At 65.8% G+C, this 23,656-nt stretch carries 30 protein-coding genes; 25 read left to right on the forward strand and 5 right to left on the reverse strand.

What is annotated here, in order from left to right; genetic code table 11:
• Nucleotides 1–2: 2 nt before the first annotated feature.
• The gene (locus DFR41_RS05410; RefSeq protein WP_244917654.1) at nt 3–752 is read right to left on the reverse strand and encodes an SDR family oxidoreductase; all 750 of its coding nucleotides are present in this window, start codon (nt 750–752) and stop codon (nt 3–5) included.
• Between the two features lie 157 nt (nt 753–909).
• Between DFR41_RS05410 and DFR41_RS05415 the strand changes: the two genes are divergently transcribed.
• Nucleotides 910–1,593: a dienelactone hydrolase family protein gene (locus DFR41_RS05415; RefSeq protein WP_017759694.1), complete on the forward strand. Its 684-nt coding sequence runs from the start codon at nt 910–912 to the stop codon at nt 1,591–1,593.
• Between the two features lie 69 nt (nt 1,594–1,662).
• Here the strand turns inward: DFR41_RS05415 and DFR41_RS05420 are convergent, their stop codons facing one another.
• A complete protein-coding gene (locus tag DFR41_RS05420) occupies nt 1,663–2,658 on the reverse strand; it encodes a LysR family transcriptional regulator (protein ID WP_017759695.1) in 996 nt (331 codons plus the stop codon).
• 223 nt (nt 2,659–2,881) lie between these two features.
• Between DFR41_RS05420 and DFR41_RS05425 the strand changes: the two genes are divergently transcribed.
• Nucleotides 2,882–3,241 (forward strand): hypothetical protein, encoded by a 360-nt coding sequence (locus DFR41_RS05425; RefSeq protein ID WP_017759696.1) that lies wholly within the window; start codon nt 2,882–2,884, stop codon nt 3,239–3,241.
• 107 nt (nt 3,242–3,348) lie between these two features.
• On the opposite strand, the gene DFR41_RS05430 is transcribed toward DFR41_RS05425, so the two are convergent.
• Both DFR41_RS05430 and hemB read right to left on the reverse strand, forming a co-directional pair.
• Nucleotides 3,349–4,467, reverse strand: a complete 1,119-nt coding sequence (locus DFR41_RS05430; RefSeq protein WP_114801961.1) for a magnesium transporter CorA family protein — start codon at nt 4,465–4,467, stop codon at nt 3,349–3,351.
• A 21-nt stretch (nt 4,468–4,488) separates the two neighbouring features.
• Nucleotides 4,489–5,490 (reverse strand): porphobilinogen synthase, encoded by a 1,002-nt coding sequence (hemB, locus tag DFR41_RS05435; RefSeq protein WP_017759698.1) that lies wholly within the window; start codon nt 5,488–5,490, stop codon nt 4,489–4,491.
• A 290-nt stretch (nt 5,491–5,780) separates the two neighbouring features.
• Between hemB and DFR41_RS05440 the strand changes: the two genes are divergently transcribed.
• The 23 genes from DFR41_RS05440 to DFR41_RS05550 all read left to right on the forward strand — a co-directional run bounded on the left by DFR41_RS05440 (nt 5,781) and on the right by DFR41_RS05550 (nt 22,967).
• Nucleotides 5,781–6,197 carry a CopD family protein gene (locus DFR41_RS05440; protein WP_017759699.1) on the forward strand — a complete coding sequence of 139 codons (417 nt, stop codon included), beginning with the start codon at nt 5,781–5,783 and terminating at the stop codon, nt 6,195–6,197.
• A gap of 12 nt (nt 6,198–6,209) precedes the next feature.
• On the forward strand, nt 6,210–7,322 hold the full coding sequence (locus DFR41_RS05445; RefSeq protein WP_017759700.1) for a VanZ family protein: 1,113 nt from the start codon (nt 6,210–6,212) through the stop codon (nt 7,320–7,322).
• A 12-nt stretch (nt 7,323–7,334) separates the two neighbouring features.
• Nucleotides 7,335–7,664, forward strand: coding sequence for a (2Fe-2S) ferredoxin domain-containing protein (locus DFR41_RS05450; RefSeq protein ID WP_017759701.1), 330 nt, complete (start codon nt 7,335–7,337; stop codon nt 7,662–7,664).
• Nucleotides 7,665–7,739: 75 nt separating this feature from the next.
• Nucleotides 7,740–8,375, forward strand: a complete 636-nt coding sequence (locus DFR41_RS05455; protein ID WP_017759702.1) for an alpha/beta hydrolase — start codon at nt 7,740–7,742, stop codon at nt 8,373–8,375.
• Between the two features lie 180 nt (nt 8,376–8,555).
• The gene (locus DFR41_RS05460) at nt 8,556–9,716 is read left to right on the forward strand and encodes a D-alanyl-D-alanine carboxypeptidase family protein (RefSeq protein WP_043118031.1); all 1,161 of its coding nucleotides are present in this window, start codon (nt 8,556–8,558) and stop codon (nt 9,714–9,716) included.
• Nucleotides 9,717–9,978: 262 nt separating this feature from the next.
• The gene (gene rpsL / locus DFR41_RS05465; RefSeq protein WP_017759704.1) at nt 9,979–10,356 is read left to right on the forward strand and encodes a 30S ribosomal protein S12; all 378 of its coding nucleotides are present in this window, start codon (nt 9,979–9,981) and stop codon (nt 10,354–10,356) included.
• A 155-nt stretch (nt 10,357–10,511) separates the two neighbouring features.
• The gene (gene rpsG / locus DFR41_RS05470; RefSeq protein WP_017759705.1) at nt 10,512–10,982 is read left to right on the forward strand and encodes a 30S ribosomal protein S7; all 471 of its coding nucleotides are present in this window, start codon (nt 10,512–10,514) and stop codon (nt 10,980–10,982) included.
• Nucleotides 10,983–11,065: 83 nt separating this feature from the next.
• Nucleotides 11,066–13,168: an elongation factor G gene (gene fusA / locus DFR41_RS05475; protein WP_017761205.1), complete on the forward strand. Its 2,103-nt coding sequence runs from the start codon at nt 11,066–11,068 to the stop codon at nt 13,166–13,168.
• A 262-nt stretch (nt 13,169–13,430) separates the two neighbouring features.
• Complete coding sequence (gene tuf, locus DFR41_RS05480; RefSeq protein WP_114801962.1) at nt 13,431–14,621, forward strand: elongation factor Tu; 1,191 nt, start codon at nt 13,431–13,433, stop codon at nt 14,619–14,621.
• 14 nt (nt 14,622–14,635) lie between these two features.
• The gene (gene rpsJ / locus DFR41_RS05485; RefSeq protein WP_017759508.1) at nt 14,636–14,953 is read left to right on the forward strand and encodes a 30S ribosomal protein S10; all 318 of its coding nucleotides are present in this window, start codon (nt 14,636–14,638) and stop codon (nt 14,951–14,953) included.
• Between the two features lie 214 nt (nt 14,954–15,167).
• Nucleotides 15,168–16,691, forward strand: a complete 1,524-nt coding sequence (locus DFR41_RS05490; protein ID WP_244917655.1) for a hypothetical protein — start codon at nt 15,168–15,170, stop codon at nt 16,689–16,691.
• A gap of 11 nt (nt 16,692–16,702) precedes the next feature.
• Nucleotides 16,703–17,206, forward strand: a complete 504-nt coding sequence (locus DFR41_RS05495) for a hypothetical protein (protein ID WP_114801964.1) — start codon at nt 16,703–16,705, stop codon at nt 17,204–17,206.
• A gap of 201 nt (nt 17,207–17,407) precedes the next feature.
• Nucleotides 17,408–18,085: a 50S ribosomal protein L3 gene (gene rplC, locus DFR41_RS05500; protein ID WP_043118345.1), complete on the forward strand. Its 678-nt coding sequence runs from the start codon at nt 17,408–17,410 to the stop codon at nt 18,083–18,085.
• Entirely contained in the window at nt 18,085–18,705 is a 621-nt protein-coding gene (gene rplD / locus DFR41_RS05505) for a 50S ribosomal protein L4 (protein ID WP_017759512.1), read from the forward strand. The genes rplC and rplD overlap by 1 nt, the downstream gene beginning before the upstream one ends.
• 5 nt (nt 18,706–18,710) lie before the next feature.
• The gene (gene rplW, locus DFR41_RS05510) at nt 18,711–19,037 is read left to right on the forward strand and encodes a 50S ribosomal protein L23 (protein WP_193758146.1); all 327 of its coding nucleotides are present in this window, start codon (nt 18,711–18,713) and stop codon (nt 19,035–19,037) included.
• Between the two features lie 2 nt (nt 19,038–19,039).
• Entirely contained in the window at nt 19,040–19,864 is an 825-nt protein-coding gene (gene rplB, locus DFR41_RS05515; protein ID WP_017758380.1) for a 50S ribosomal protein L2, read from the forward strand.
• 9 nt (nt 19,865–19,873) lie between these two features.
• Nucleotides 19,874–20,149, forward strand: coding sequence for a 30S ribosomal protein S19 (rpsS, locus tag DFR41_RS05520; RefSeq protein ID WP_017758381.1), 276 nt, complete (start codon nt 19,874–19,876; stop codon nt 20,147–20,149).
• 12 nt (nt 20,150–20,161) lie between these two features.
• Nucleotides 20,162–20,494: a 50S ribosomal protein L22 gene (rplV, locus tag DFR41_RS05525; protein ID WP_017758382.1), complete on the forward strand. Its 333-nt coding sequence runs from the start codon at nt 20,162–20,164 to the stop codon at nt 20,492–20,494.
• A gap of 14 nt (nt 20,495–20,508) precedes the next feature.
• Nucleotides 20,509–21,405 carry a 30S ribosomal protein S3 gene (gene rpsC, locus DFR41_RS05530; protein ID WP_017758383.1) on the forward strand — a complete coding sequence of 299 codons (897 nt, stop codon included), beginning with the start codon at nt 20,509–20,511 and terminating at the stop codon, nt 21,403–21,405.
• A gap of 30 nt (nt 21,406–21,435) precedes the next feature.
• Nucleotides 21,436–21,852 (forward strand): 50S ribosomal protein L16, encoded by a 417-nt coding sequence (rplP, locus tag DFR41_RS05535; protein ID WP_017758384.1) that lies wholly within the window; start codon nt 21,436–21,438, stop codon nt 21,850–21,852.
• A gap of 40 nt (nt 21,853–21,892) precedes the next feature.
• Complete coding sequence (gene rpmC / locus DFR41_RS05540; RefSeq protein ID WP_043118357.1) at nt 21,893–22,099, forward strand: 50S ribosomal protein L29; 207 nt, start codon at nt 21,893–21,895, stop codon at nt 22,097–22,099.
• Between the two features lie 9 nt (nt 22,100–22,108).
• On the forward strand, nt 22,109–22,378 hold the full coding sequence (gene rpsQ / locus DFR41_RS05545; RefSeq protein WP_017758386.1) for a 30S ribosomal protein S17: 270 nt from the start codon (nt 22,109–22,111) through the stop codon (nt 22,376–22,378).
• A gap of 82 nt (nt 22,379–22,460) precedes the next feature.
• Nucleotides 22,461–22,967 carry a peroxiredoxin gene (locus DFR41_RS05550; RefSeq protein ID WP_017758387.1) on the forward strand — a complete coding sequence of 169 codons (507 nt, stop codon included), beginning with the start codon at nt 22,461–22,463 and terminating at the stop codon, nt 22,965–22,967.
• Between the two features lie 161 nt (nt 22,968–23,128).
• On the opposite strand, the gene DFR41_RS05555 is transcribed toward DFR41_RS05550, so the two are convergent.
• Nucleotides 23,129–23,653, reverse strand: a complete 525-nt coding sequence (locus DFR41_RS05555) for a GNAT family N-acetyltransferase (RefSeq protein WP_017758388.1) — start codon at nt 23,651–23,653, stop codon at nt 23,129–23,131.
• Nucleotides 23,654–23,656 lie beyond the last annotated feature (3 nt).

A 23,656-nucleotide genomic window follows, 5' to 3' on the forward strand; every position in this document is an offset into this window, starting at 1 on the left:
GCTCAGCGCCCGCCCGTCACGTCCAGCAGCGCGCCGGTGGTGTAGCTGGCCTCGGGCGAGAGCAGCCACAGCACGGCGGCCGCGATCTCCTCGGCCGTGCCCACGCGCTGCATCGGCACGGTGCCGGCGAGCTGGAAGGCCCGGTCGGGCAGGCCGCCAGAGGCATGGATGTCGGTGTCGATCAGCCCCGGCCGAACGGCATTGACGCGGATGCCTTCGGCCGCCACCTCGCGCGCCAGGCCCAGCGTCATGGTGTCGATGGCGGCCTTGCTGGCGGCGTAGTCCACGTACAGACCAGGCGAGCCCAGGCGGGCCGCGGCGCTGCTCAGGTTGACGATGGCGCCCCCGCTGCCGCCATGGCGCGTGCTCATCCGCCGAACCGCCTCGCGCGCGCACAGGAAGCTGCCGGTCACATTGATGCGGAACATCCGTTCCAGCCGCGCCCCCTGCATCTCGTCGACGCGGGTCTGCACGTCCACCACGCCGGCGTTGTTGACCAGGCCCGTCAGGCGGCCGAACTTGGCGTCGACCTGGCGGAACATGGCGTCGATCTGGGCCTCGTCGCCCACGTCGGCCCGCACGGCCATGGCGCGGCCGCCCGCTTCGCGGATGCGGCGCACCACCTCGTCGGCCGCCAGCGACTGGCTGGCGTAGTTGACCGCCACCGCCCAGCCGCGGCGACCTGCTTCGAGCGCGACGGCGGCACCGATGCCGCGGCTCGCGCCGGTGACCAAGAGCACTCCGGATTCCAAGGTCGACTCCTTCTCTGACGACGTGGTTCGAGGATTCGGGTGAAACTCGCGCCCGGCCGCTGGTGGCGGTGCGCCGCCAGCACCTGCCGGCGGCCTGACGCCTGACCGGCCGCACGTGTCCAACCCCCCCCGTTTGTACCCAAAGGAGCTGACCCCCATGGGCCAATTCATCGACCTGACTGCCAAGGATGGCTTCACCTTCCCCGCCTACGTGGCCGAACCCGCCGGCACGCCGAAGGGCGCCGTCGTGGTGGTGCAGGAAATCTTCGGCGTGAACTCGCACATCCGCTCGGTGGCCGACGGCTACGCGGCCGAGGGCTACCTGGCCGTGGCGCCGGCCACTTTCCACCGCGTCAAGCAGGGCGTGGAGCTGGGCTACGCGGATGAGGACATGAAGGCCGGCTTCGAGCTCAAGACGGCCGTGGAGGCGCTGCCCGCACCCGGCGTCCTGCAGGACATCCAGGCCGCCATCGAATACGCCGGCCGTGCCGGCAAGGTCGGCCTGGTGGGCTACTGCTGGGGTGGCCTGCTGACCTGGCGCGGCGCCAGCGAGCTGGCGGGCCTGTCGGCCGCCGTGCCCTACTACGGCGGCGGCATGACCACCCCCGAGGAATCGGCCCGCCAGCCCAAGGTGCCCGTCATGGCCCACTTCGGCAAGCAGGACCACTGGATTCCGCTGGAGACCGTGGAAGCCTTCAAGAAGGCGCATCCCGAGGTGGAAGTGCACATCTACGAGGCCAACCACGGCTTCAACTGCGACCAGCGCGGCTCTTACGACGCGCCCTCGGCCAAGTTGGCGCGCGAGCGCACGCTGGCCTTCTTCGCCAAGCACGTCGGCTGACGACCGCGGAAGCGGCCCCGGTCCAAGGCCGTTTCCGTCCGCGCGCAGCCGCGTTCCGGGCGGACGCCTTCAGACGGTAGCCGAGGCGGCGGGGGCGGCCGGGCTGGCGGTCTTGTCGGTGGCCTTGCCCTCGGCCTCTTTCTGCAGGGCCTGGCATTGCGCCTGCCGCTTGGCGTAGTTGCTCTTGGGGCCGATGCGCGATTCGAGGAAGTCCAGCAGCGCCCGCAGCGCCGCACTGTTGTGGCGCCGCTGCAGGTAGGCCGCGGACAGCCACATGTCCTTGCGGCTGAACTCCCCCAGCACGGGCACCAGCTCGCCGTGGTCCAGATGCGGCTGCACCACCAGGGCGGGCACATAGATCACGCCCAGCCCGCGCATCGCCACATGGATGAGCGGCCCGGCCTCGGAGGCTTCCATCCGGCTCTTGACCGGCACATCGATCTTGCGGCCCCGCTCTTCGAAGCGCCAGGTTGGATCGATGCCCTGCCGCACTAGAGTGAGCGCCGTGTGTCCGGCCAGGTCCTCCGGCCGTTGCGGCATGCCGTGCTTGCGCCAGTACACCGGCGAGGCGCACACCACCATCTGCATGCACAGGAGGCGGCGCACGATGAGGTTCTCGTCCTCGATGGGCCCGAAGCGCAGCCCCACGTCGATGCCTTCCTCGGCCAGGTCGACGTGGTTGCTCAATTGCAGCGAGATGTTGACGTCGGGGTAGTAGCCCATGAATTCCGCCAGCAGGTTGGGCAGGTCGCCGCTGGCCATGCCGACTGGCGCGGCGATGCGCAGCCGGCCGCGCGGCTGGTTGGCCCGCTCCTGCAGTTCGACCTGCGTGAGTTCCACCATCTCCATCACCGGCTGACTGCGCTCCAGCAACAAGGAGCCTGCGTCGGTCAGGCTGACGGAGCGGGTGGAACGATTGAGCAGGCGCACGCCGAATCGTGACTCCAGTTCCGCCACGTACTTGCTGGCCGTGGCCTTGGACAGACCCATGCGCTTGGCCGCCTTGGAGAAACTGCCTTGCACGGCGACTTCACGGAAGGTGCGGAGAAGGTCGAGGCTGTCCATGGCGCGTGCGGAAGTGGGTTCGAAGAAGTGGCCATCATTGTTTCAAATACGCGAACAGCGTGGTTCTCGACAGGCCGGGTTTCTACGGAGTCGCAACGACACAATTCGTTCCACGGGCTCAGCGATTTGCGGGTCCGGCGGACGAAAGCAAGGCACCACAAAGGGTGAGTGCTTCCAAAACAGGAGCTTCGTTCGCGTTCCGTCAAATGTCAGGAGTTGAACCATGAACGCATCGAAGATCCTCGCCGCCGCCGCACTGTCCTTCGCCGCCATTGCCGGCGCCCAGGCCGAAACCTACGAAGGCGTGCAAGCGCCGGTGTCGGCCCTGAGCCGCACCGACGTCCAGGCCCAGGCCGTTGCCGCCGCCCAGGCCGCCAACCAAAACGTGGTGCGCGGCTCGCGCGGCGCCGAAACCGTGGCCGTGTCGCAACCCCGTGCCACCGTGCAGGCCGAAGCCGTGCGCGCCGCTTACGCCCCCGACCAGAACGTGAGCAGCGGCTCGCGCTTCAACAGCAAGGTCGTCTCGACGCTGGCCAACCCGGTCGACGCCGCCGCCCGCAGCACCGGCGCCAGCAAGTTCTAAGACCTCCCAAGACAGGCTTGCCGCCCCCGCGGCAGGCTGCTTCCACCGAAGGGCCGGCTGCGCGATGAGCGTGTCCGGCCCTTCGGCGTTGAGGGATGCTGCCTTGCTCAGTGCGTGGTGCGCGCCAGGTAGCGCTTGCGCCAGAACACGACCACCAGCGCTGCGGCAATCAGCACCATCGCCACCAGCGCCACCCAGAACCCGTCTGCCGCATGCACCAGCGGGATGAACTCGAAGTTCATCCCGAAGATGCCGGCGATCAAATTCAGGGGCAGGAAGACGGCGGTCAGCACCGTGAGCACCCGCATGATGTCGTTGGTGCGGTGGCTCTGGACGTTGAAGTGCAGCTGCACCGCCAGTTCGGCGTTCTGCTCGAGCCGGCGCACATGGCGCACCACGCGCTCGATGTGTTCCAGCACGTCGCGGCTGCGCACGAGCAGCAGTTCATGGTCGCGGCGCGCGCCGGCCTCGTCGGGCACGGGGAGCGCCTCCAGCGTGTCGATCCAGTCCTGCACCGCCGTCTGCTGGTCCTCGCAGATTTCGTCCAGGTGGTGAAGACCCTGGCGCGCCTGCATCAAGGCGCCCCAGTTGGTGAAGCGCGTCTTGGGATCGATCAGCTCGGCCTGCCAATGGTCCAGCTGGCGCGTGAGTTCGCGGCGCAGGGCCAGGTAGCCGTCCACGATCTGGTTGGCGACGCGCAGCATCAGGTCGGCAGGTCCGGCGGGCAGGCGGCTGGAGACGGCCCGCACGTCCAGCGGCTGGGCGTCGGCCGTCATCAGGCGTTCGGCCACGGCGTCGCGCACGCTGCCGTCCTCGGGATGCACGGTCAGCAGCAGGCGCTCGAAGACGACGAAGCCGACGGGCCGCGTGTCGATGTGGCGCAGCACCGGCGGGCCGCTGCGCAGGGCTGGCGCTGCCGTCACGGGCGTGGCTTCGCCCGGCGGGGCACTGGCCAGCCGGCGCAGGACCAGCACGTCGTAGGCGGACGTCGCGTCGTAGTGCGAAGGCAGGTGCTCGTTGAGCAGGTCGCTCACATGCAGGTCGACCAGCCGCACGCCGGTCAGGGCCTGCAGCCAGGTCTGCAAGGGGGGCAGGCCCTCGTGCAGCTCGGCCCGGGTGACCGAGAGCCAGTAGAAATGACCGGGCGCCGGCGGCTCGGGCAGCGTGTGCGCGGAACAGGGCGGCAGTTCGCGCGCCTGCACGCTGTTGATGTCGAGGACCCGCATTGCAGCGCTGTCGCGACGCCCTCAGGCCGCGCGCAGCAGCCGCGCGGCGTCGAGGGCGAAATAGGTCAGCACGCCATCGGCACCGGCGCGCTTGAAGGCCAGCAGGCTTTCCATCATCACCGCGTCGTGGTCCAGCCAACCGTTCTGGGCGGCGGCCTTGAGCATGGCGTATTCGCCGCTGACCTGGTAGGCGAAGGTGGGGACACGGAAGGTCTCCTTGACCCGGCGCACGACATCCAGGTAGGGCATGCCGGGCTTGACCATCACCATGTCGGCGCCCTCGGCGATGTCCATGGCCACCTCGCGCAGGGCCTCGTCGGTGTTGGCCGGGTCCATCTGGTAGGTGTACTTGTTGCCCTTGCCCAGGTTGCCGGCGCTGCCGACGGCACTGCGGAAGGGGCCGTAGAAGGCGCTGGCGTACTTGGCGCTGTAGGCCATGATGCGCGTGTGGATGAAGCCGTTGGCCTCCAGCGCTGAGCGGATGGCACCGATGCGGCCGTCCATCATGTCGCTGGGCGAGAGGATGTCCACGCCTGCGGCCGCATGCGCAAGCGACTGCTTGATCAGGGCCTCAATGGTTTCGTCGTTGAGGATGTAGCCGCTGTCGTCGATCAGGCCGTCCTGGCCGTGGGTGGTGTAGGGGTCCAGCGCCTGGTCCGTCATCACGCCCAGTTCCGGGAAGCGCGACTTCAGCGCGCGGATGGCGCGCGGGATGATGCCGTTCTCGTCCCAGGCGATGGCGCCGTCGGCGGTCTTGGCCGTGGGATCGGGCACGCCGAACAGGTCCAGCACCGGCACGCCCAGTTCGAGGGCCTCCTCGCCGACGCGCAGCAGTTCCTCGATCGAGACGCGCTCCACGCCCGGCATCGAAGGTACCGGCGCGCGTCCGGTCTGCTCATGCACGAACACGGGGTAGATGAAGTCGTGCGCCGTGAGCACGTTCTCACGCACCAGGTTGCGGGAAAAGCCGTCGCGGCGCAGACGGCGCGGGCGTCCGGCGGGGTAGGGGGCGTGGAAGGTCATCCGAAAATTGTGCCCCAGGCCTGCGCCGTCCTGGCGGGGCGGGCAGGGAGCTTCAGGATGAGGCTCTTTTTCTTACTGCTCAACCAGATGGTAAAAAAACTTGATCAAATGTTGAAGAAGGCCGGCAATCTTGTTAGATTCCCGGTTGAGCGGCTTGCCGCTCCCCGCTTTTCCTCCCTGAGCGGGTGCCTTGATGTGTGACAGCAAAAGGGCTTCCCAGCCCGGCGTAAAGACGCCGGGCTTTTTTTTGTCCGCAGCCCCGTCAAGCCGGGGCTCCGTACACTGCGCCGATGCTCTGGGTGAAGTCCTTTCACATCGTCTTCGTGGCCAGTTGGTTTGCGGGCCTGTTCTACCTGCCGCGTATCTTCGTCAACCTGGCGATGGTGCCCGCCTCCTCGGTGGCCGAACGCGCGCGCCTGCTGCTGATGGCGCGCAAGCTGCTGCGCTTCACCACCTTGCTGGCAGTGCCGGCGCTGGGTTTCGGGGCCTGGCTTTGGCTGGGCTACGGCATCGGCGGCGGTTGGCTGCATGCCAAGCTGGCGCTGGTGCTGGTGGTCATCGGCTACCACCATGTGTGCGCGCGCCTGCTGCGCCGCTTCGAGGCCGACACCAACCGCCTGGGTCACCGCTGGTTCCGCTGGTTCAACGAACTGCCGGTGCTGCTGCTGCTGGCCATCGTGGTGCTGGCCGTGGTCAAGCCCTTCTGAGCGGCCGGCCCGGTGACGGCCGCAGCGCGCAAGACGACGGCACTTCCGCTGGCGTTGGCCTATGCGGCGCTGATCGTCTATGCGAGCCTCTATCCCTTCGACCAGTGGCGTGACCAGGGCATCGCGCCCTGGGCCTTCCTGAGCGCGCCCTGGCCGAAGTACTGGACCGGCTTCGACCTCGGCATCAACGTCGCGGGTTACGTGCCCTTCGGCTTTCTCGTGGCCACGGCTGTGCTGCGCGGTGGCGTGGCCACCGGCGGCTGGACGGCCACCGGCCGCGCCTTCGTGGCCGGACTGCTGCTGTCGCTGGTCATGGAGACGCTGCAGAGCTACCTGCCTTCGCGCATTCCCTCCAACGTGGACCTGAGCTTGAACGCCGTGGGCGCGCTGCTTGGCGCGCTGATCGCTGCGGCGCTGGTCAGGCTCGGCCTGCTGGAGCGGTGGAGCCGATTGCGCGAAGCCTGGTTCATCGACGAAGCCCGGGGGGCGCTGGTGCTGCTGGCGCTGTGGCCCGCCGCCTTGCTCTTTCCGGCTGCAGTGCCCTTCGGGCTGGGGCAGGTGTTCGAGCGGCTGGAGGCGGCCGTGGCCGACTGGCTGGTGGACACGCCCTTCCTCGACTGGCTGCCCATGCGCGAATTCGAGCTCGAACCGCTGGTGCCTGCGGCGGAGATGCTGTGCGCCATGCTGGGGCTGCTCGTGCCCTGCCTGTTGGCGTTTTCCATCACGCGTTCGCGTCCGGCCCGGTTGCTGATGCTCGCCATCGTCGCGGTGGCGGGCGTGGGTGCCAGCGCGCTCTCCGCTGCGCTGAGCTATGGGCCGGAGCATGCCTGGGCCTGGCTGAGCCTGCCTGTCCAGGTGGGCATCGGCCTCGCCCTTCTGCTGGCCGGGGGACTGGTCGCTACGCGCCGGCGCCTGACCATGGGGCTGATGCTGCTCGCGCTGGGCCTGCATCTGGGCCTGCTCAACCAGGCGCCCGAAAGTGCCTACTTCGCGCAGACGCTGGCCACCTGGGAGCAGGGCCGATTCATCCGCTTTCATGGCCTCGCGCAATGGCTGGGCTGGCTCTGGCCTTTTGCTGCCATGGGCTATTCGCTCCACGCCCTGAGCCGGCGAGGCCGCTCCTAGAATCGCCCGACCATGCCGCAGTACTACGCCCGCCACATCTTCTTCTGTCTGAACGAGCGCAAGGCTGGCGAAGACTCCTGCGCCCTGCACGACGCGCAGTCGGCCTTCGACCACTGCAAGTCCCGCGTCAAGAAGGAGGGCCTGGCCGGGCCGGGCAAGGTCCGCGTCAACAAGGCGGGGTGCCTCGACCGTTGTGCGGGCGGCCCGGTGGCGGTGGTCTATCCCGAAGGCACTTGGTACAGCTTCGTGGACAAGGCCGACATCGACGAGATCGTCGACTCCCACCTCAAGCGCGGCGAGGTGGTGGAGCGCCTAGTGCTTCCGCCCGACGTGGGGCGCTGAACCGGCCCTGCATCGGCCGCCTGTTCCTCTTGCTGCCCGGGCTCGCACGTCTGCCGGCCGGGCCCGATTGCTCACATGAACGCACAGACCGAACGACTGAGTCTTGCCGGTGTCGCCGGCGCCATCGAGGTGCTGCGCGACCGCGGTGCCGAGGGTGTCCCGGACGCCGGTGTCGCCGTGATCGCCCACCCCCATCCGCTCTTCGGCGGGACGATGGACAACAAGGTGGTCCAGACCCTGGCCCGCGCCTTCGTGGCCTGCGGCCACACGGCCATCCGCTTCAACTTCCGCGGCGTGGGTGGCAGTGCCGGCGTGCACGACGAGGGGCGGGGCGAAACCGACGACTTCCTGCAGGTCGTGGGGGAACTGGCGCCGCAAGGGCCGCTTGCGATCGCCGGCTTCTCCTTCGGGGCCTTCGTGGCCAGCCAGGCCACGGCCCGGCTCGACGGCGAGCGCGACATCCGCCGACTGGTCCTCGTGGGCACGGCCGCGTCTCGCTTCGAGGTCGCGACCCTGCCGGCGGCGCTGCATGAGCGCACGCTGGTCGTGCACGGCGAGCATGACGACACCGTGCCGCTCGCTGCGGTCATGGACTGGGCGCGCCCGCAGGCGCTGCCGATCACCGTGGTGCCCGGGGGCGGGCATTTCTTTCACGGACAATTGCCGCTGCTGAAGTCGCTGGTGGTGCGGCATCTGTCGTCTGCAGACTGAGATGTGAACCAATCGGCCTGCACCGTGTCATGAAGACGGGCGGGCCGTTTCCATGCCGAGGGCCATCGTCGGCGACGGCCGTGATGCGCCCTGGTGCGGCGACATGGCCCGCCGAACCGACCGCCCACACCTTCGCGCCCTTCGTTTCCTTCGTCTTCGGACGCTTCCCATTTCCAACGCATGATCCGTTTTCTTCGATCGCTGGTTCTCGTCGTGGCCGCCACGGTGAGCACGCTGGCCGGTGCCCAGGCTCCCATCCCGCCCGAAATCGCTGCCAAAAGCTATCTGCTGCTGGACGTGACGGCCAACCAGATCCTGGCCGAGAAGGACATCGATTCGCCGGTCGAGCCGGCCTCGCTCACCAAGCTGATGACGGCCTACCTGGTCTTCGACGCGCTGAAGGCCAAGAAGATCAGCCTGACCCAGACGCTGCCTGTGAGTACGCGCGCCTGGAAGATGCCCGGCTCACGCATGTTCATCGATCCCAAGATGCAGGTGCCGGTGGACGACCTGATCAAGGGCATGATTGTCCAGTCGGGCAACGATGCCACCATGGCGCTCGCCGAGGGCGTGGGCGGCTCGGCCGAGAACTTCGTTCGCCTCATGAACGAGCAGGCCAAGGCCCTGGGCATGAAGAACACCGGCTACCGCAACCCTGAAGGCCTGACGGCGCCCGGCCACACCACCACCGCGCGCGATCTGAGCATCCTGGCGACGCGGCTGATGAAGGACTTCCCGGAGTACCTGCACTACTACTCGATCAAGAAGTACCGTTACCCGGGCACGCCAGCCTCCAACGACACCAACCGGAATCTGCTGCTGTTCCGCGACCCGTCGGTGGACGGCCTGAAGACCGGCCATACCGAAGCCGCCGGCTATTGCATGATCGTCACGGCCAAGCGTGACTTCCCCAACCTGGCGGGCGGCCGGCGGCTGCTGTCCATCGTGCTGGGCACGAACAGCGAGAACGCTCGTGCCAACGAGTCGCAGAAGCTGGTGAACTGGGGCTACACGGCCTATGACGCCGTCAAGTTGTTCGATGGCGGCCAACCCGTCGCCACGCCGGCGGTCTGGAAGGGCAAGGAAAACACGCTCAAGCTCGGCCGTCCTGAGCCGATCGTCGTGGCCGTGCCGTCAGGATCGGCGAACAAGGTCAAGACCGAGGTGGTGCGTCCGGACCCGTTGGTCGCGCCCTTCACGAAGAACCAAGTGGTGGGCCGGCTGAAGATATCCCTGGCGGACCAGCCGGTAACCGAGGTGCCGCTGCTGGCGTTGGAGCCTGTCGAGCAGGCGGGTGTCCTGGGCCGGGCCTGGGATGCGATCCGCCTCTGGGTCAAGTAACCCGCCTCGCACGCAGCGCCTGCCGCCGGAGTTCCGGCTTGGCAGCGCGCCAGGGCGCCCAGGTGCCTGTTAATGTGGGTTTGAACGTCCGGCCTGGGCGGGATGACCGCGTCCGCAGGTTGCCAGCCTTCGCGGGCCGCGCTAGAATCGAGGGCTTTTCGGAATTTTCCGAAGGGTTTCACGTTTTTGTCGTTTCCCCACCCGCTCGCCGAGCCGGGTTGCCTGTCACGGGGCTTCAGGGGATTTTTGGGACCATTTATCCATGCCAACCATCAACCAACTGGTGCGCCAGGGTCGCGAGGTCGAGAAGACCAAGTCGAAGAGCCCGGCCATGCAGAACTCGCCGCAACGTCGCGGTGTCTGCACCCGCGTCTACACCACGACGCCCAAGAAGCCGAACTCCGCACTGCGTAAGGTCGCCAAGGTGCGCCTGACCAACGGCTTCGAAGTCATTTCCTACATCGGCGGCGAAGGCCACAACCTGCAGGAGCACTCGGTGGTGCTCGTGCGCGGCGGCCGTGTGAAGGATCTGCCCGGTGTGCGTTATCACATCGTGCGCGGCTCGCTTGACCTGCAAGGCGTCAAGGACCGCAAGCAATCCCGCTCCAAGTACGGCGCGAAGCGTCCCAAGAAGGCCTGATCTCCGGATCATTCGGTGTTCGGCAGCCTTGGCGGGCCGTCCGGACGTAGTGACCCCAAGCGCAGAGGTCTGTGCGGGTCGAGTAAGTGAGAGTCCTGCTGGCTCTCGCGGCAGTGCCGGAAGGCGGTGCCAACTGAAGCAAAGAGGTTTGAAACATGCCACGTCGTCGCGAAGTCCCCAAACGTGAAATCCTGCCGGATCCCAAGTTCGGCAATGTCGAGCTGTCGAAGTTCATGAACGTGATCATGGAAGGCGGCAAGAAGGCGGTGGCCGAGCGCATCATCTACGGTGCCCTCGACACCATCGAAAAGAAGAGCGGCAAGGATCCGCTCGAAATCTTCACCACGGCCATCAACAACGTGAAGCCGATGGTCGAAGTGAAGTCCCGCCGCGTCGGTGGTGCGAACTACCAGGTGCCTGTCGAAGTGCGTCCCGTGCGTCGCCTGGCCCTGTCAATGCGCTGGCTCAAGGAAGCCGCCCGCAAGCGCGGCGAGAAGTCGATGGCCATGCGCCTGGCCAACGAGCTGCTCGAGGCCACCGAAGGCCGTGGCGGTGCGATGAAGAAGCGCGACGAAGTGCACCGCATGGCCGAGGCCAACAAGGCCTTCAGCCACTTCCGCTTCTGATTTTCGTCCCCATATCTCAGAGGCTTGGAGCCCGACCCGCCGCAACCGGCGGGCGGGCTCTATGCCGTTAAAGGAGTTTTCTCATGGCACGCAAGACCCCCATCGAGCGCTACCGCAACATCGGTATCTCGGCCCACATCGACGCCGGCAAGACCACCACGACCGAGCGCATCCTGTTCTACACCGGCGTGAACCACAAGATCGGCGAAGTGCACGATGGCGCGGCGACCATGGACTGGATGGAACAGGAGCAGGAGCGCGGCATCACGATCACGTCGGCCGCCACCACCTGTTTCTGGAAGGGCATGGACATGTCCTATCCGGAGCACCGCTTCAACATCATCGACACCCCCGGCCACGTGGACTTCACCATCGAGGTGGAGCGTTCCATGCGCGTGCTCGATGGCGCCTGCATGGTGTATTGCGCCGTGGGTGGCGTGCAGCCCCAGTCGGAAACCGTCTGGCGCCAGGCCAACAAGTACAAGGTGCCCCGCCTCGCGTTCGTCAACAAGATGGACCGCACCGGCGCCAACTTCTTCAAGGTCTATGACCAGATGAAGCTGCGCCTGAAGGCGAACCCCGTGCCCGTCGTGATCCCGATCGGCGCCGAGGACAACTTCAAGGGCGTGGTCGATCTGCTCAAGATGAAGGCCATCCTCTGGGACGAAGCGTCCCAGGGCATGAAGTTCGAGTACGTCGACATCCCGGCCGACCTCGTTGCCTCCGCCAAGGAGTGGCGCGAGAAGATGGTCGAGGCTGCGGCCGAGGCCAACGAAGAGCTGATGAACAAGTACCTGGAAGAGGGTGACCTCTCCGAGGAAGAGATCAAGCTCGCCCTGCGCCAGCGCACGATCGCCACGGAAATCCAGCCGATGCTGTGCGGCACCGCGTTCAAGAACAAGGGTGTGCAGCGCATGCTGGATGCCGTGATCGACTACCTGCCGTCGCCCGTGGACATTCCCCCGGTTGCCGGCACGGACGAGGACGAGCAGGAAACCAGCCGCAAGGCTGACGACGGCGAGAAGTTCTCCGCCCTGGCGTTCAAGCTGATGACCGACCCGTTCGTCGGTCAGCTGACCTTCGTGCGTGTGTACTCGGGCGTGCTCTCCAAGGGCGACACGGTCTACAACCCCGTCAAGGGCAAGAAGGAGCGCATCGGCCGTATCGTGCAGATGCACGCCAACGAGCGCCTGGAAGTCGAAGAAATCCGCGCCGGCGACATCGCTGCCTGCGTGGGCCTGAAGGACGTGACCACGGGCGAAACCCTGTGCGATCCTGATTCCATCGTGACGCTGGAGCGCATGGTCTTCCCCGAGCCGGTGATCTCGCAGGCCGTGGAACCCAAGACCAAGGCCGACCAGGAGAAGATGGGCCTGGCGCTGCAGCGTCTGGCGTCGGAGGATCCGTCGTTCCGCGTGCGCACCGACGAAGAGTCTGGCCAGACCATCATCTCCGGCATGGGCGAACTGCACCTCGAAATCATCGTGGACCGCATGAAGCGCGAGTTCGGCGTGGAAGCCAACGTGGGCAAGCCCCAGGTGGCCTACCGCGAGACCGTGCGCAAGTCGGTGTCGGATGTCGAAGGCAAGTTCGTTCGCCAGTCGGGCGGCAAGGGCCAGTACGGTCACGTGGTGTTCCGCCTGGAGCCCAACGAAGCCGGCAAGGGCTTCGAGTTCATGGACGAGATCAAGGGCGGCGTGGTGCCGCGCGAGTACATCCCGGCCGTGGAAAAGGGCGTGATCGAAGCGCTGAACACCGGTGTGCTCGCCGGCTTCCCGGTGGTGGACGTCAAGGTTGCGCTGACCTTCGGTTCGTACCACGACGTGGACTCGTCCGAGCAGGCGTTCAAGATGGCCGCCATCTTCGGTTTCAAGGAAGCCGCCCGCAAGGCGAGCCCCGTCATCCTCGAGCCGATGATGGCCGTGGAAGTCGAGACGCCCGAGGACTACGCCGGCAACGTGATGGGCGACCTGTCGTCCCGTCGCGGCATGGTGCAGGGCATGGACGACATGGTTGGCGGCGGCAAGGTCATCAAGGCCGAAGTCCCGCTGTCCGAAATGTTCGGCTACTCGACCACCCTGCGTTCGATGTCGCAAGGCCGCGCCACGTACACGATGGAGTTCAAGCACTACGCTGAAGCTCCGCGCAACGTGTCCGAAGCCATCGTGGCCGCCCGGGCGAAGTAAAGCTCACCCCCAGCCTCTGCGGACTTCGTCCGCGCCGGCACCCCCCTTCCGGGGGCGCACTCTGCGGCCTGGCAAAGCCAGTTCCGCGAGTGCTGCCGGGATGGCCTGCGCCGCGGCCCTTCGACTGGTCGAAGACGCGGAGCGGCGGAGGCGCAAATCTTGTCTGCGATCGCATGCCCCTCGTTGCCCGTGGCGAGGGAATCAGCAATGCGGTGCAGACGTAAAACCACCACACGGGCATTGCTCTTTTTGGAGTTGAGAAATGGCAAAAGGTAAGTTCGAACGTACGAAGCCGCACGTGAACGTGGGCACCATCGGTCACGTGGACCATGGCAAGACGACGCTGACGGCGGCCATCGCCACGGTGCTGTCGGCCAAGTTTGGCGGCGAAGCCAAGAAGTACGACGAAATCGACGCGGCGCCCGAAGAAAAGGCCCGTGGCATAACGATCAACACCGCCCACGTCGAGTACGAGACGGCCAACCGCCACTACGCGCACGTGGACTGCCCCGGCCACGCCGACTACGTCAAGAACATGATCACCGGTGCCGCCCAGATGGACGGCGCCATCCTGGTGTGCTCGGCCGCCGACGGCCCGATGCCCCAGACCCGCGAGCACATCCTGCTGGCCCGCCAGGTGGGCGTGCCCTACATCATCGTCTTCCTGAACAAGTGCGACATGGTCGACGACGCCGAGCTGCTCGAGCTCGTCGAGATGGAAGTGCGCGAACTGCTGGACAAGTACGACTTCCCGGGCGACGACACCCCCATCATCCACGGCAGCGCCAAGCTGGCCCTGGAAGGTGACAAGGGCAAGCTGGGTGAAGAAGCCATCATGAAGCTGGCCGACGCCCTGGACACCTACATCCCGACGCCCGAGCGCGCCGTGGACGGCACCTTCCTGATGCCCGTGGAAGACGTGTTCTCGATCTCCGGTCGCGGCACCGTGGTGACCGGCCGCGTGGAGCGTGGCGTGATCAAGGTTGGCGAGGAAATCGAAATCGTCGGCATCAAGCCCACGATCAAGACCACCTGCACCGGCGTGGAAATGTTCCGCAAGCTGCTGGACCAGGGTCAGGCTGGCGACAACGTCGGTATCCTGCTGCGCGGCACGAAGCGTGAAGAAGTCGAGCGCGGCCAGGTGCTGTGCAAGCCCGGCTCGATCAAGCCGCACACGCACTTCACGGCCGAGGTGTATGTGCTGTCCAAGGACGAAGGTGGCCGTCACACGCCGTTCTTCAACAACTATCGCCCGCAGTTCTACTTCCGCACGACGGACGTGACCGGCGCGATCGAGCTGCCGAAGGACAAGGAAATGGTCATGCCTGGCGACAACGTGTCGATCACGGTCAAGCTGATCGCTCCGATCGCCATGGAAGAAGGTCTGCGCTTCGCCATCCGCGAAGGCGGCCGTACCGTCGGTGCCGGCGTCGTGGCCAAGATCATCGAGTAAGGAGCGGGACCGCCATGGCTACCAATAAGCAGAAGATCCGCATCCGCCTCAAGGCCTTCGACTACAAGCTGATCGACCAGTCGGCTGCCGAGATCGTCGACACCGCCAAGCGCACCGGCGCCATCGTCAAGGGCCCGGTGCCCCTGCCGACGCGCTTCAAGCGTTTCGACATCCTGCGTTCGCCGCACGTCAACAAGTCGAGCCGTGACCAGTTCGAGATCCGCACGCACCAGCGCCTGATGGACATCGTCGATCCCACGGACAAGACGGTGGACGCGCTGATGAAGCTCGACCTGCCGGCCGGCGTGGACGTCGAGATCAAGCTGCAGTAAGTTTTTCGGCAGCTTCGTGAAAAGAGCCCGCGTGCCTTCAGGCCGCGGGCTTTTGTGTTCTTTGGCTTGACGCCCGTGGGCTCTAAGCTTCTTGCCCTTTGCTGTCAGGGAGAGAAGCCAAATGACTCGTCGATGGTGGTCAGGCCCAGCGTTGCTGGGCTGTGCGATGTTGCTGGCCTCGTGCGGAGGTGGAGGCGGCGGGGGCGGCGCTGTATTGCCCCTCACGAGCGGTGGCGCAGGATCGTCAGGCACCGCGGTCACGGCGACACTTTCCGGGCGCATCACCTTCGACTCGGTGCCCAGTCTCAATGGCGCGTTGAACTATGCAGCCATCGTAGCCAAGCCGGTACGGGGCGCGCTGCTCGACGTCGTGGATGCCACGGGCGCGGTCAAGGCGTCGACCGTGACCGATTCCGACGGGCGCTATTCGGTCGCGATTCCGACTGCGACGTCGCTCGCGGTGCGCGTCATGGCCCGGCTGCAGCACAGTGGGACCGATGGCAGTTGGGATGTCGCGGTTCGGGACAATACCCAGTCCGGCGGCCTTTACGGCATGCAAAGTGGATACTTTGTCGCTACCGATAGCGCCCAGGCAAAGGATCTTCACGCCCCCTCGGGTTGGTCCGGCTCGTCGTATGGGAGCGAGCGGGTGGCGGCGCCCTTCGCGCTGCTCGATGCAATCTACACGGCGCAAGCCAAGATCCTTGGCGTTGCGCCGGGTGCATCGTTTCCCATCCTGAATGTCTATTGGAGCCCCAGCAACAGGCCTGCATCGGGCTCCGTGACCCTCGGGCAGATCGGCACCTCGCATTTCAGCGACTACACCGCCAGTGGCGGGACGCGCGCCATCTTCGTCCTGGGCAGCGAGAACGTGGACACGGACGAGTACGACAGCTCGGTGGTCGCCCATGAGTGGGGGCACTACTACCAATCGGCCTTCTCCAGAGACGACTCTCCTGGCGGTACGCACAGCTTTGGTGACCTTCTTGATCGGCGGCTCGCCTTTTCAGAGGGGTGGGGCAATGCCTGGTCTGGCATCGCGCTGGACCGGAGCTCCTATTCGGATTCGGCGGGGCAGCGGCAAGCGCAGGGTTTTGCCTTTGCCCTGGATGCCGGCGCGGCCAGTTCGCCCGGCTGGTTCAATGAAATGTCCGTGCAGTCCATTCTGTGGAAATTGAATGCCGGGGTCGGTCTGGCGCCGATTCACCAGGCAATGACGCAGGGATTGAAAAGCACGGCGGCGGTGACGTCTGTCCATGCGTTCGCGACCGCGTTCTATGCGGTGGCCACGCCCGGTCAGACCGCGTCGCTGAACGGCCTGCTTGCTGCGCAGGGCGTCGTCCCGCCAACGGATGCCTTTGGTCCCAACGAAACCAATGATGGAGGGTTGGGCGCCTTTGCTTTGCCCCTGTACACCGCCGTCGGTCTGGCGGCGCCTCAGCAGGCATGCGTCACCAACCGGGCCGACCCTGGGTCGGACGGCAACAAGCTCGGAAGCTATGCCTTCCTGGTTCTTCCGGTGGTACAGGCGCGCAGTTACACGATCAGCATCCGGGGGCCGGCGGCTTCGGACCCCGACTTCGTCGTCTACCAGCGCGGAAAAGTGGGAGAGGCCGTCAACGCGAATTCCGGTACGGAGTCGGGGACGGTCGGTCTGGCCGCCGGCCAGGCTGTGCTGGCCATCAATGATTACAACAACGCTTCCTCAAACACCTGTTTCACGGTGACGATCAACTGAAAGGGAAGAGCATGCGCAACAAATTCAAGGCCTGCGGCTGTGCGGCCTCCCTTCTCGCTTTTGCGTTGGGCGTCCAAGGCGGCGGGACCTCCGCGCCCACGGCGCTTGGCCCTCGATTGGTCACGGCCCCCGTCAAGATGAACGGCTCTGGCGTGATCCTGCAGCACAGCGTGGCTGCGGCGTCTCGAGCCGGCGAGACGGTGTCGCTTCTCCTCGTGTTTTCCGGCGTCGGCAGCCAAGGGGCGATCGTGAAGCTGCAGCCCGAGCCCGGGTTGACACTGGATTTGCCGTCTCCCGAGTGGTCACTGCCCGCCGGGCGTTCCTCGTGGACCGTTCACGTGACGCCTCAGGCCACTGGGACGGCCTATCTCAACGTATTCATCACTCAGGGTGGCGCCACCACGGCAGCCTCGATTCCCATCCAGATTGGCACACCGTCGAAGAGTCTGCCGCCGTCGAGTCAGCTCAAGGAAGCCCCGGGCGGCGAGAAGATGATCTTGATGCCAGTGAAGTAGCGTCCTGCCGGCGGTGGATGGCCCGCATTGCGCGACCTCCTGCTTCGTGCTACAGTGCGCAGTTCGCTACGTACCGGTTCCTCAGGGTGCCGGGCGGCACGAAAATTCATCAACCCTTCTCTCGTATCCGCCTGCATTTCCGCGGGCGTTCAACGTTGTCGCCAATTGCAGTGGCAGCGGCGGGAGTTTTGGAGAAAAACCATGAGTCAAAGCAACTCCCTCGGGTTGCTGGGCCGCAAGGTGGGCATGATGCGCCTCTTCACGGACGACGGCGATGCAGTGCCCGTCACCGTGGTGGACGTGTCCAACAACCGCGTGACCCAGGTCAAGACCCAAGAGAACGACGGCTACGTCGCTCTGCAGGTGACGTTCGGTGCCCGTCGCGCTTCCCGCGTGACCAAGCCCCAGGCTGGCCATCTGGCCAAGGCTGGCGTCGAGGCCGGTGAAATCATCCGCGAATTCCGCGTGACCGCCGAAGCTGCTGCGCAGCACCAGGCCGGTGGCGTGATCGCCGCGAACGCCGTGTTCGCCGCGGGTCAAAAGGTCGACGTGCAAGGCACCTCGATCGGTAAGGGCTTCGCTGGCACCATCAAGCGCCACAACTTCGCGTCGCAGCGCGCGTCGCACGGTAACAGCCGTTCCCACAATGTCCCGGGCTCCATCTCGATGGCCCAGGATCCGGGTCGCGTGTTCCCGGGCAAGAAGATGACCGGCCACATGGGCGACGAGACCGTCACCACCCAGAACCTGGACATCGTGCGCATCGACGAAGCCCGTCAGCTGCTGCTGATCAAGGGTGCCATCCCCGGCGCCAAGGGCGGCTTCGTGACCGTGCGTCCCGCCGTCAAGGCCAAGCCCCAGGCAGAAGGAGCGAAGTAATGGAACTCGAACTCCTGAATGAGCAGGGCCAGGCCGCGTCGAAGTACGACGCGCCCGAAACCGTGTTCGGTCGTGCCTACAACGAAGACCTGATCCATCAGATCGTCGTCGCCTACCAGGCCAACGCGCGTCAGGGCACCCGTGCCCAGAAGGACCGCGAGCAGGTCAAGCACTCCACCAAGAAGCCGTTCAAGCAAAAGGGTACGGGCCGCGCCCGCGCCGGTATGACCTCTTCGCCGCTGTGGCGTGGGGGCGGCCGGATCTTCCCGAACCTGCCTGACGAAAACTTCTCGCAGAAGATCAACAAGAAGATGTACCGCGCCGGCATGGCGTCCATCTTCTCGCAGCTGGCCCGTGAAGGCCGCCTGGCCGTTGTCGAGTCCCTCAAGGTCGACTCGCCCAAGACCAAGCAGCTGGCTGCCAAGTTCAAGGCGATGAACCTCGAGTCCGTGCTCGTGATCGCCGAAGAAGTCGACGAGAACCTGTACCTCGCCTCGCGCAACCTGGCCAACGTGCTGGTGGTCGAGCCGCGCTATGCCGATCCCGTGTCGCTCGTGCACTACAAGAAGGTGCTGGTGACCAAGGCGGCCGTCGACAAGCTCAAGGAGATGTTCGCATGAGCCGCATGAATCCCACCCCCGCGGAGCGCGAGTTCGACGAAGGCCGCCTGATGGCCGTGCTGGTCGCACCGATCGTCTCCGAGAAGGCCACGATGGTCGGCGAGAAGTCGAACGCCATCACCTTCAAGGTTCTCCAGGACGCCACCAAGCCCGAGATCAAGGCCGCAGTCGAGCTGATGTTCAAGGTCGAGGTCAAGGGCGTGTCCGTCGCCAACATCAAGGGCAAGACCAAGCGCTTCGGCCGCTCGGTGGGTCGCCGCGACAACGTTCGCAAGGCCTACGTGACGCTCAAGCCCGGTCAGGAGCTCAACCTCGTTTCGGAGGCCGCGTAATCATGGCCGTCATCAAGCTCAAGCCGACTTCCCCGGGCCAACGTGGCGCGGTCAAGATCTCGCGCGACCACCTGCACAAGGGTGAAGGCTACGCGCCCCTGCTGGAACCCCAGTTCCAGAAGGCCGGCCGCAACAACAACGGCCACATCACCACCCGCCACAAGGGCGGTGGTCACCGTCACCACTACCGTGTGGTCGACTTCAAGCGCAACAAGGACGGCATCCCGGCCAAGGTCGAACGCATCGAGTACGACCCGAACCGTTCCGCCCACATCGCGCTGGTGTGCTACGCCGACGGCGAGCGCCGCTACATCATCGCCCCGCGCGGTGTGGAAGCTGGTGCGACCCTGGTGAGCGGCTCGGAAGCCCCGATCCGCGCTGGCAACACGCTGCCGATCCGCAACATCCCCGTCGGTTCGACGATCCACTGCATCGAGCTGCAGCCCGGCAAGGGTGCGCAGATCGCGCGCTCCGCCGGTGCTTCGGCCACGCTGCTGGCCCGCGAAGGCATCTACGCCCAGGTGCGTATGCGTTCGGGCGAAGTGCGCCGGATCCACATCGAGTGCCGCGCCACCATCGGTGAAGTGGCCAACGAAGAACACAGCCTGCGCCAGTACGGCAAGGCTGGCGCGACCCGCCATCGTGGTATTCGCCCGACCGTCCGCGGCGTGGTGATGAACCCGGTTGACCACCCGCATGGTGGTGGTGAAGGCAAGACCGGCGAAGGCCGCCATCCGGTCGACCCGTGGGGCAACCTCACCAAGGGTTACCGTACCCGCAACAACAAGCGCACGCAGGTCTTCATCGTGTCGCGTCGCAAGAAGTAAGGGGCAGCCATGACTCGCTCTCTCAAAAAAGGTCCCTTCGTCGACCACCACCTGATCGCCAAGGTCGAGAAGGCCATCGCGACCAAGGACAAGAAGCCGATCAAGACCTGGTCGCGCCGCTCGATGGTGCTGCCCGAGTTCATCGGCCTCACCATTGCCGTGCACAACGGCAAGCAGCATGTGCCCGTCTATGTGACCGACCAGATGGTCGGCCACAAGCTGGGCGAGTTCGCACTGACCCGTACGTTCAAGGGTCATCCGGCGGACAAGAAAGCCAAGAAGTAAGGAGCAGAGAACATGTCTGAAACACGTGCAGTTCTCCGCGGCGTGCGCTTGTCTGTGGACAAGGGCCGTCTCGTTGCCGACCTGATCCGCGGCAAGAAGGTCGATCAAGCGCTGAACATTCTGGAATTCACCCAGAAGAAGGCCGCCGTGATCGTCAAGAAGGTGCTCGAGTCGGCCATCGCCAATGCCGAGCACAACGACGGAGCCGACATCGACGAGCTCCGCGTCAAGACGATCTACGTCGAGCAGGGCGCCACGCTCAAGCGCTTCACCGCGCGCGCCAAGGGCCGCGGCAACCGCATCAGCAAGCCCACGTGCCATGTGTACGTGACCGTCGGCAACTAAGGTCTGGAAGAAACATGGGACAGAAAATCCACCCGACCGGCTTCCGCCTTGCGGTCAGCCGCAACTGGGCCAGCCGCTGGTACGCCAACAACCGCGACTTCGCGGGCATGCTGGCCGAGGACATCAAGGTTCGCGAGTACCTGAAGAAGAAGCTCAAGAATGCGTCCGTTTCGCGCGTGCTGATCGAGCGCCCCGCCAAGAACGCCCGCATCACCATCTTCTCGGCACGTCCGGGCGTGGTGATCGGCAAGAAGGGCGAGGACATCGAAAACCTGAAGCGCGACCTGGGCAAGCAGCTGGGCGTGCCGGTGGCGGTGAACATCGAAGAAGTGCGCAAGCCTGAAGTCGATGCCCAACTGATCGCCGACAGCATCACGCAGCAGCTCGAGAAGCGCATCATGTTCCGTCGCGCCATGAAGCGCGCGATGCAGAACGCCATGCGTCTGGGCGCCCAGGGCATCAAGATCATGTCCGCCGGCCGCCTGAATGGCATCGAAATCGCTCGTACCGAGTGGTACCGCGAAGGCCGTGTGCCGCTGCACACCCTGCGCGCCGACATCGACTACGGCACCTCCGAAGCCAAGACCACCTACGGTGTGATCGGCGTCAAGGTCTGGGTCTACAAGGGCGACACCCTGGGCCGCAACGATGCGCCCTCGCTGGACAGCACGCCGCGCCCTGAGGGCGAAGAGCGTCGCGGTCCGCGTGGTCCGCGCCGTGACGGCCGTCCGGGCGGCAACGACCGCCGCGGTGGCCCGCGTGCCGGTGCCCGTGGTCCGATCGGTGGCAACACCGCCCCGGCCGACGGCAGCGACAAGCCCGCCGAAGCCGTGGACCCCAACAAGCCCGCCGTTAAGCGCGTCCGCAAAGCCGCGCCCGCTGCAGCAGCGGACGGCGCCAAGGCCGAATAAACCCGGCCCTGAGAAAGACGGAGAAATCTAATGCTGCAACCTGCACGCAGAAAGTTCCGCAAGGAACAAAAGGGCCGCAACACCGGCGTCGCCACCCGGGGCAACTCGGTGGCTTTCGGTGACTTCGGCCTGAAGTCTGTCGATCGCGGCCGCCTGACGGCGCGCCAGATCGAAGCCGCTCGCCGTGCCATCTCGCGCCATGTGAAGCGCGGTGGCCGTATCTGGATCCGCGTGTTCCCCGACAAGCCGATCTCGACCAAGCCCGCCGAAGTCCGGATGGGTAACGGCAAGGGCAACCCCGAGTACTACGTGGCCGAGATCCAGCCGGGCAAGGTCATCTACGAGATCGTCGGCGTGCCCGAAGAACTCGCTCGTGAAGCGTTCCGCCTGGCTGCAGCCAAGCTGCCGCTGCGCACGACCTTCGTTGCTCGCCAGCTTGGCGCCTGATAGGAGAACTCTCATGGCAACCAAGAAGAATGCAGCCAAGGTGTCCAAGGCCGCTACCCTGCGCGAGAAGGACGTCGCCGGCCTCCAGGCCGAAGTCAAGGATCTGCAGAAGGCCCATTTCGGCCTGCGCATGCAGAAGGCCACGCAACAGCTCGCCAACGTGGCCAGCCTGCGCGTGACTCGCCGCGACATCGCCCGAGCCAAGACCATCCTGGCGCAGAAGCAGGCTGCCGCTGCTGCCAAGTAAGGAGTGAACATGACGGAAGCCAAGCAATCCCTCAAGCGCACCCTGGTCGGCAAGGTCGTCAGCGACAAGCGCGAAAAGACGGTGACGGTGCTCGTCGAGCGCCGCGTCAAGCACCCGATCTACAACAAGATCATGATCAAGTCGAGCAAGTACCACGCGCACGACGAAGACGGCCAGTTCCACCTGGGCGACGTGATCGAGATCACCGAGTCGCGCCCGATCTCCAAATCCAAGAACTGGATCGCCACGCGTCTGGTCGAGAAGGCCGCTGCGGTCTGATCCCCACCACCCTCGCGGTGCAAGCAAAACGGCCCACAATGTGGGCCGTTTTTGTTTTTCATCAATCCCCAGAGGAGCTTTCATGATCAAGGTTGGCGACACGATTCCTGCGGTCACGCTGTACGAGTATTCGGAGGTCGAGGGCGAGGGCTGCAGCATCGGTCCCAACCCCGTCGATGTGGCCAAGGCCAGCGCCGGCAAGACCATCGCGCTCTTCGCGCTGCCCGGGGCCTTCACGCCCACCTGCTCGGCCAAGCACGTGCCGGGCTACGTGGAAGGCGCCGATGCCTTCAAGGCGGCCGGCGTGGACGAGATCTGGTGCCTGAGCGTGAACGATGCCTTCGTGATGGGCGCCTGGGCGCGCGACCAGAAGACCAACGGCAAGGTGCGCATGCTGGCCGATGGCAGCGCCGACTTCGCCAAGGCCACGGGTCTGACGCTGGACCTCACCGCACGTGGCATGGGCCTGCGCAGCAACCGTTATTCGATGCTGGTCAAGGACGGCAAGGTGGCGGCGCTCAACGTCGAGGGTCCCGGCAAGTTCGAGGTGAGCGACGCGGGGACGCTGCTGGCCCAGGCCAAGGGCTGATCGCCTCGCTGTCTCGCGCGGCATCAGAGGGCCGGACGACTCGTCCGGCCCTCTTTTTTTTGGGAAGCGGGCATCGCGGCCTCCCGGCCTGGAGGCGTCTGGACCAGCCGGACGGTGCGGGCACAGGCGGGCGCCGCTGTGCCGCGCCGTCGGCCCTGGGTTCAGAGATCGGCCTTGAGGTAATGCGCCCCTGCGATGGGGTTGTGGTAGTAAGGCGGGATGTCCTGGAAGCCGAGGTCCATGTAGAGCGCGCGCGCCGATTCCATGTCGTCCAGCGTGTCCAGCAGCACGCAGGAGTAGCCCGCCTGGCGTGCCGCGTCCAGCGTGGCCTCCGCCAATTGCCGGCCCAGCCCCAGGCCACGATAGGCAGGACGCACGTAAAGCCGCTTCATCTCCGCGGCGTTGGGGTAGTCCGCCGTGTCCAGCGGACGCAAGGCGCAGCATCCCGCCAACTGGGCGTCCTCGCCCGCGGCCTCAGGGGGCCCGCCGACCCATGCCAGGAGCAACGCGCCGCGTGGCGCGGCATAGTCGCCCGGCAGCGCGGCCAGTTCCTCGTCGAACCCTTGGAAGCACAGGTCGATCGTCAGCGACGCGGCGTATTCCCGAAGCAGTTCCTTGGCCGCGGCAAGCTGCACGTCGTCGCGAGGTTCGCTCAGGTGGATGGTGCGCATGCCGGCTTCGTCCATGCT

The organism is Pseudacidovorax intermedius, assembly GCF_003350475.1.
GTDB classification, from domain to species: Bacteria; Pseudomonadota; Gammaproteobacteria; order Burkholderiales; family Burkholderiaceae_C; genus Xenophilus; species Xenophilus intermedius.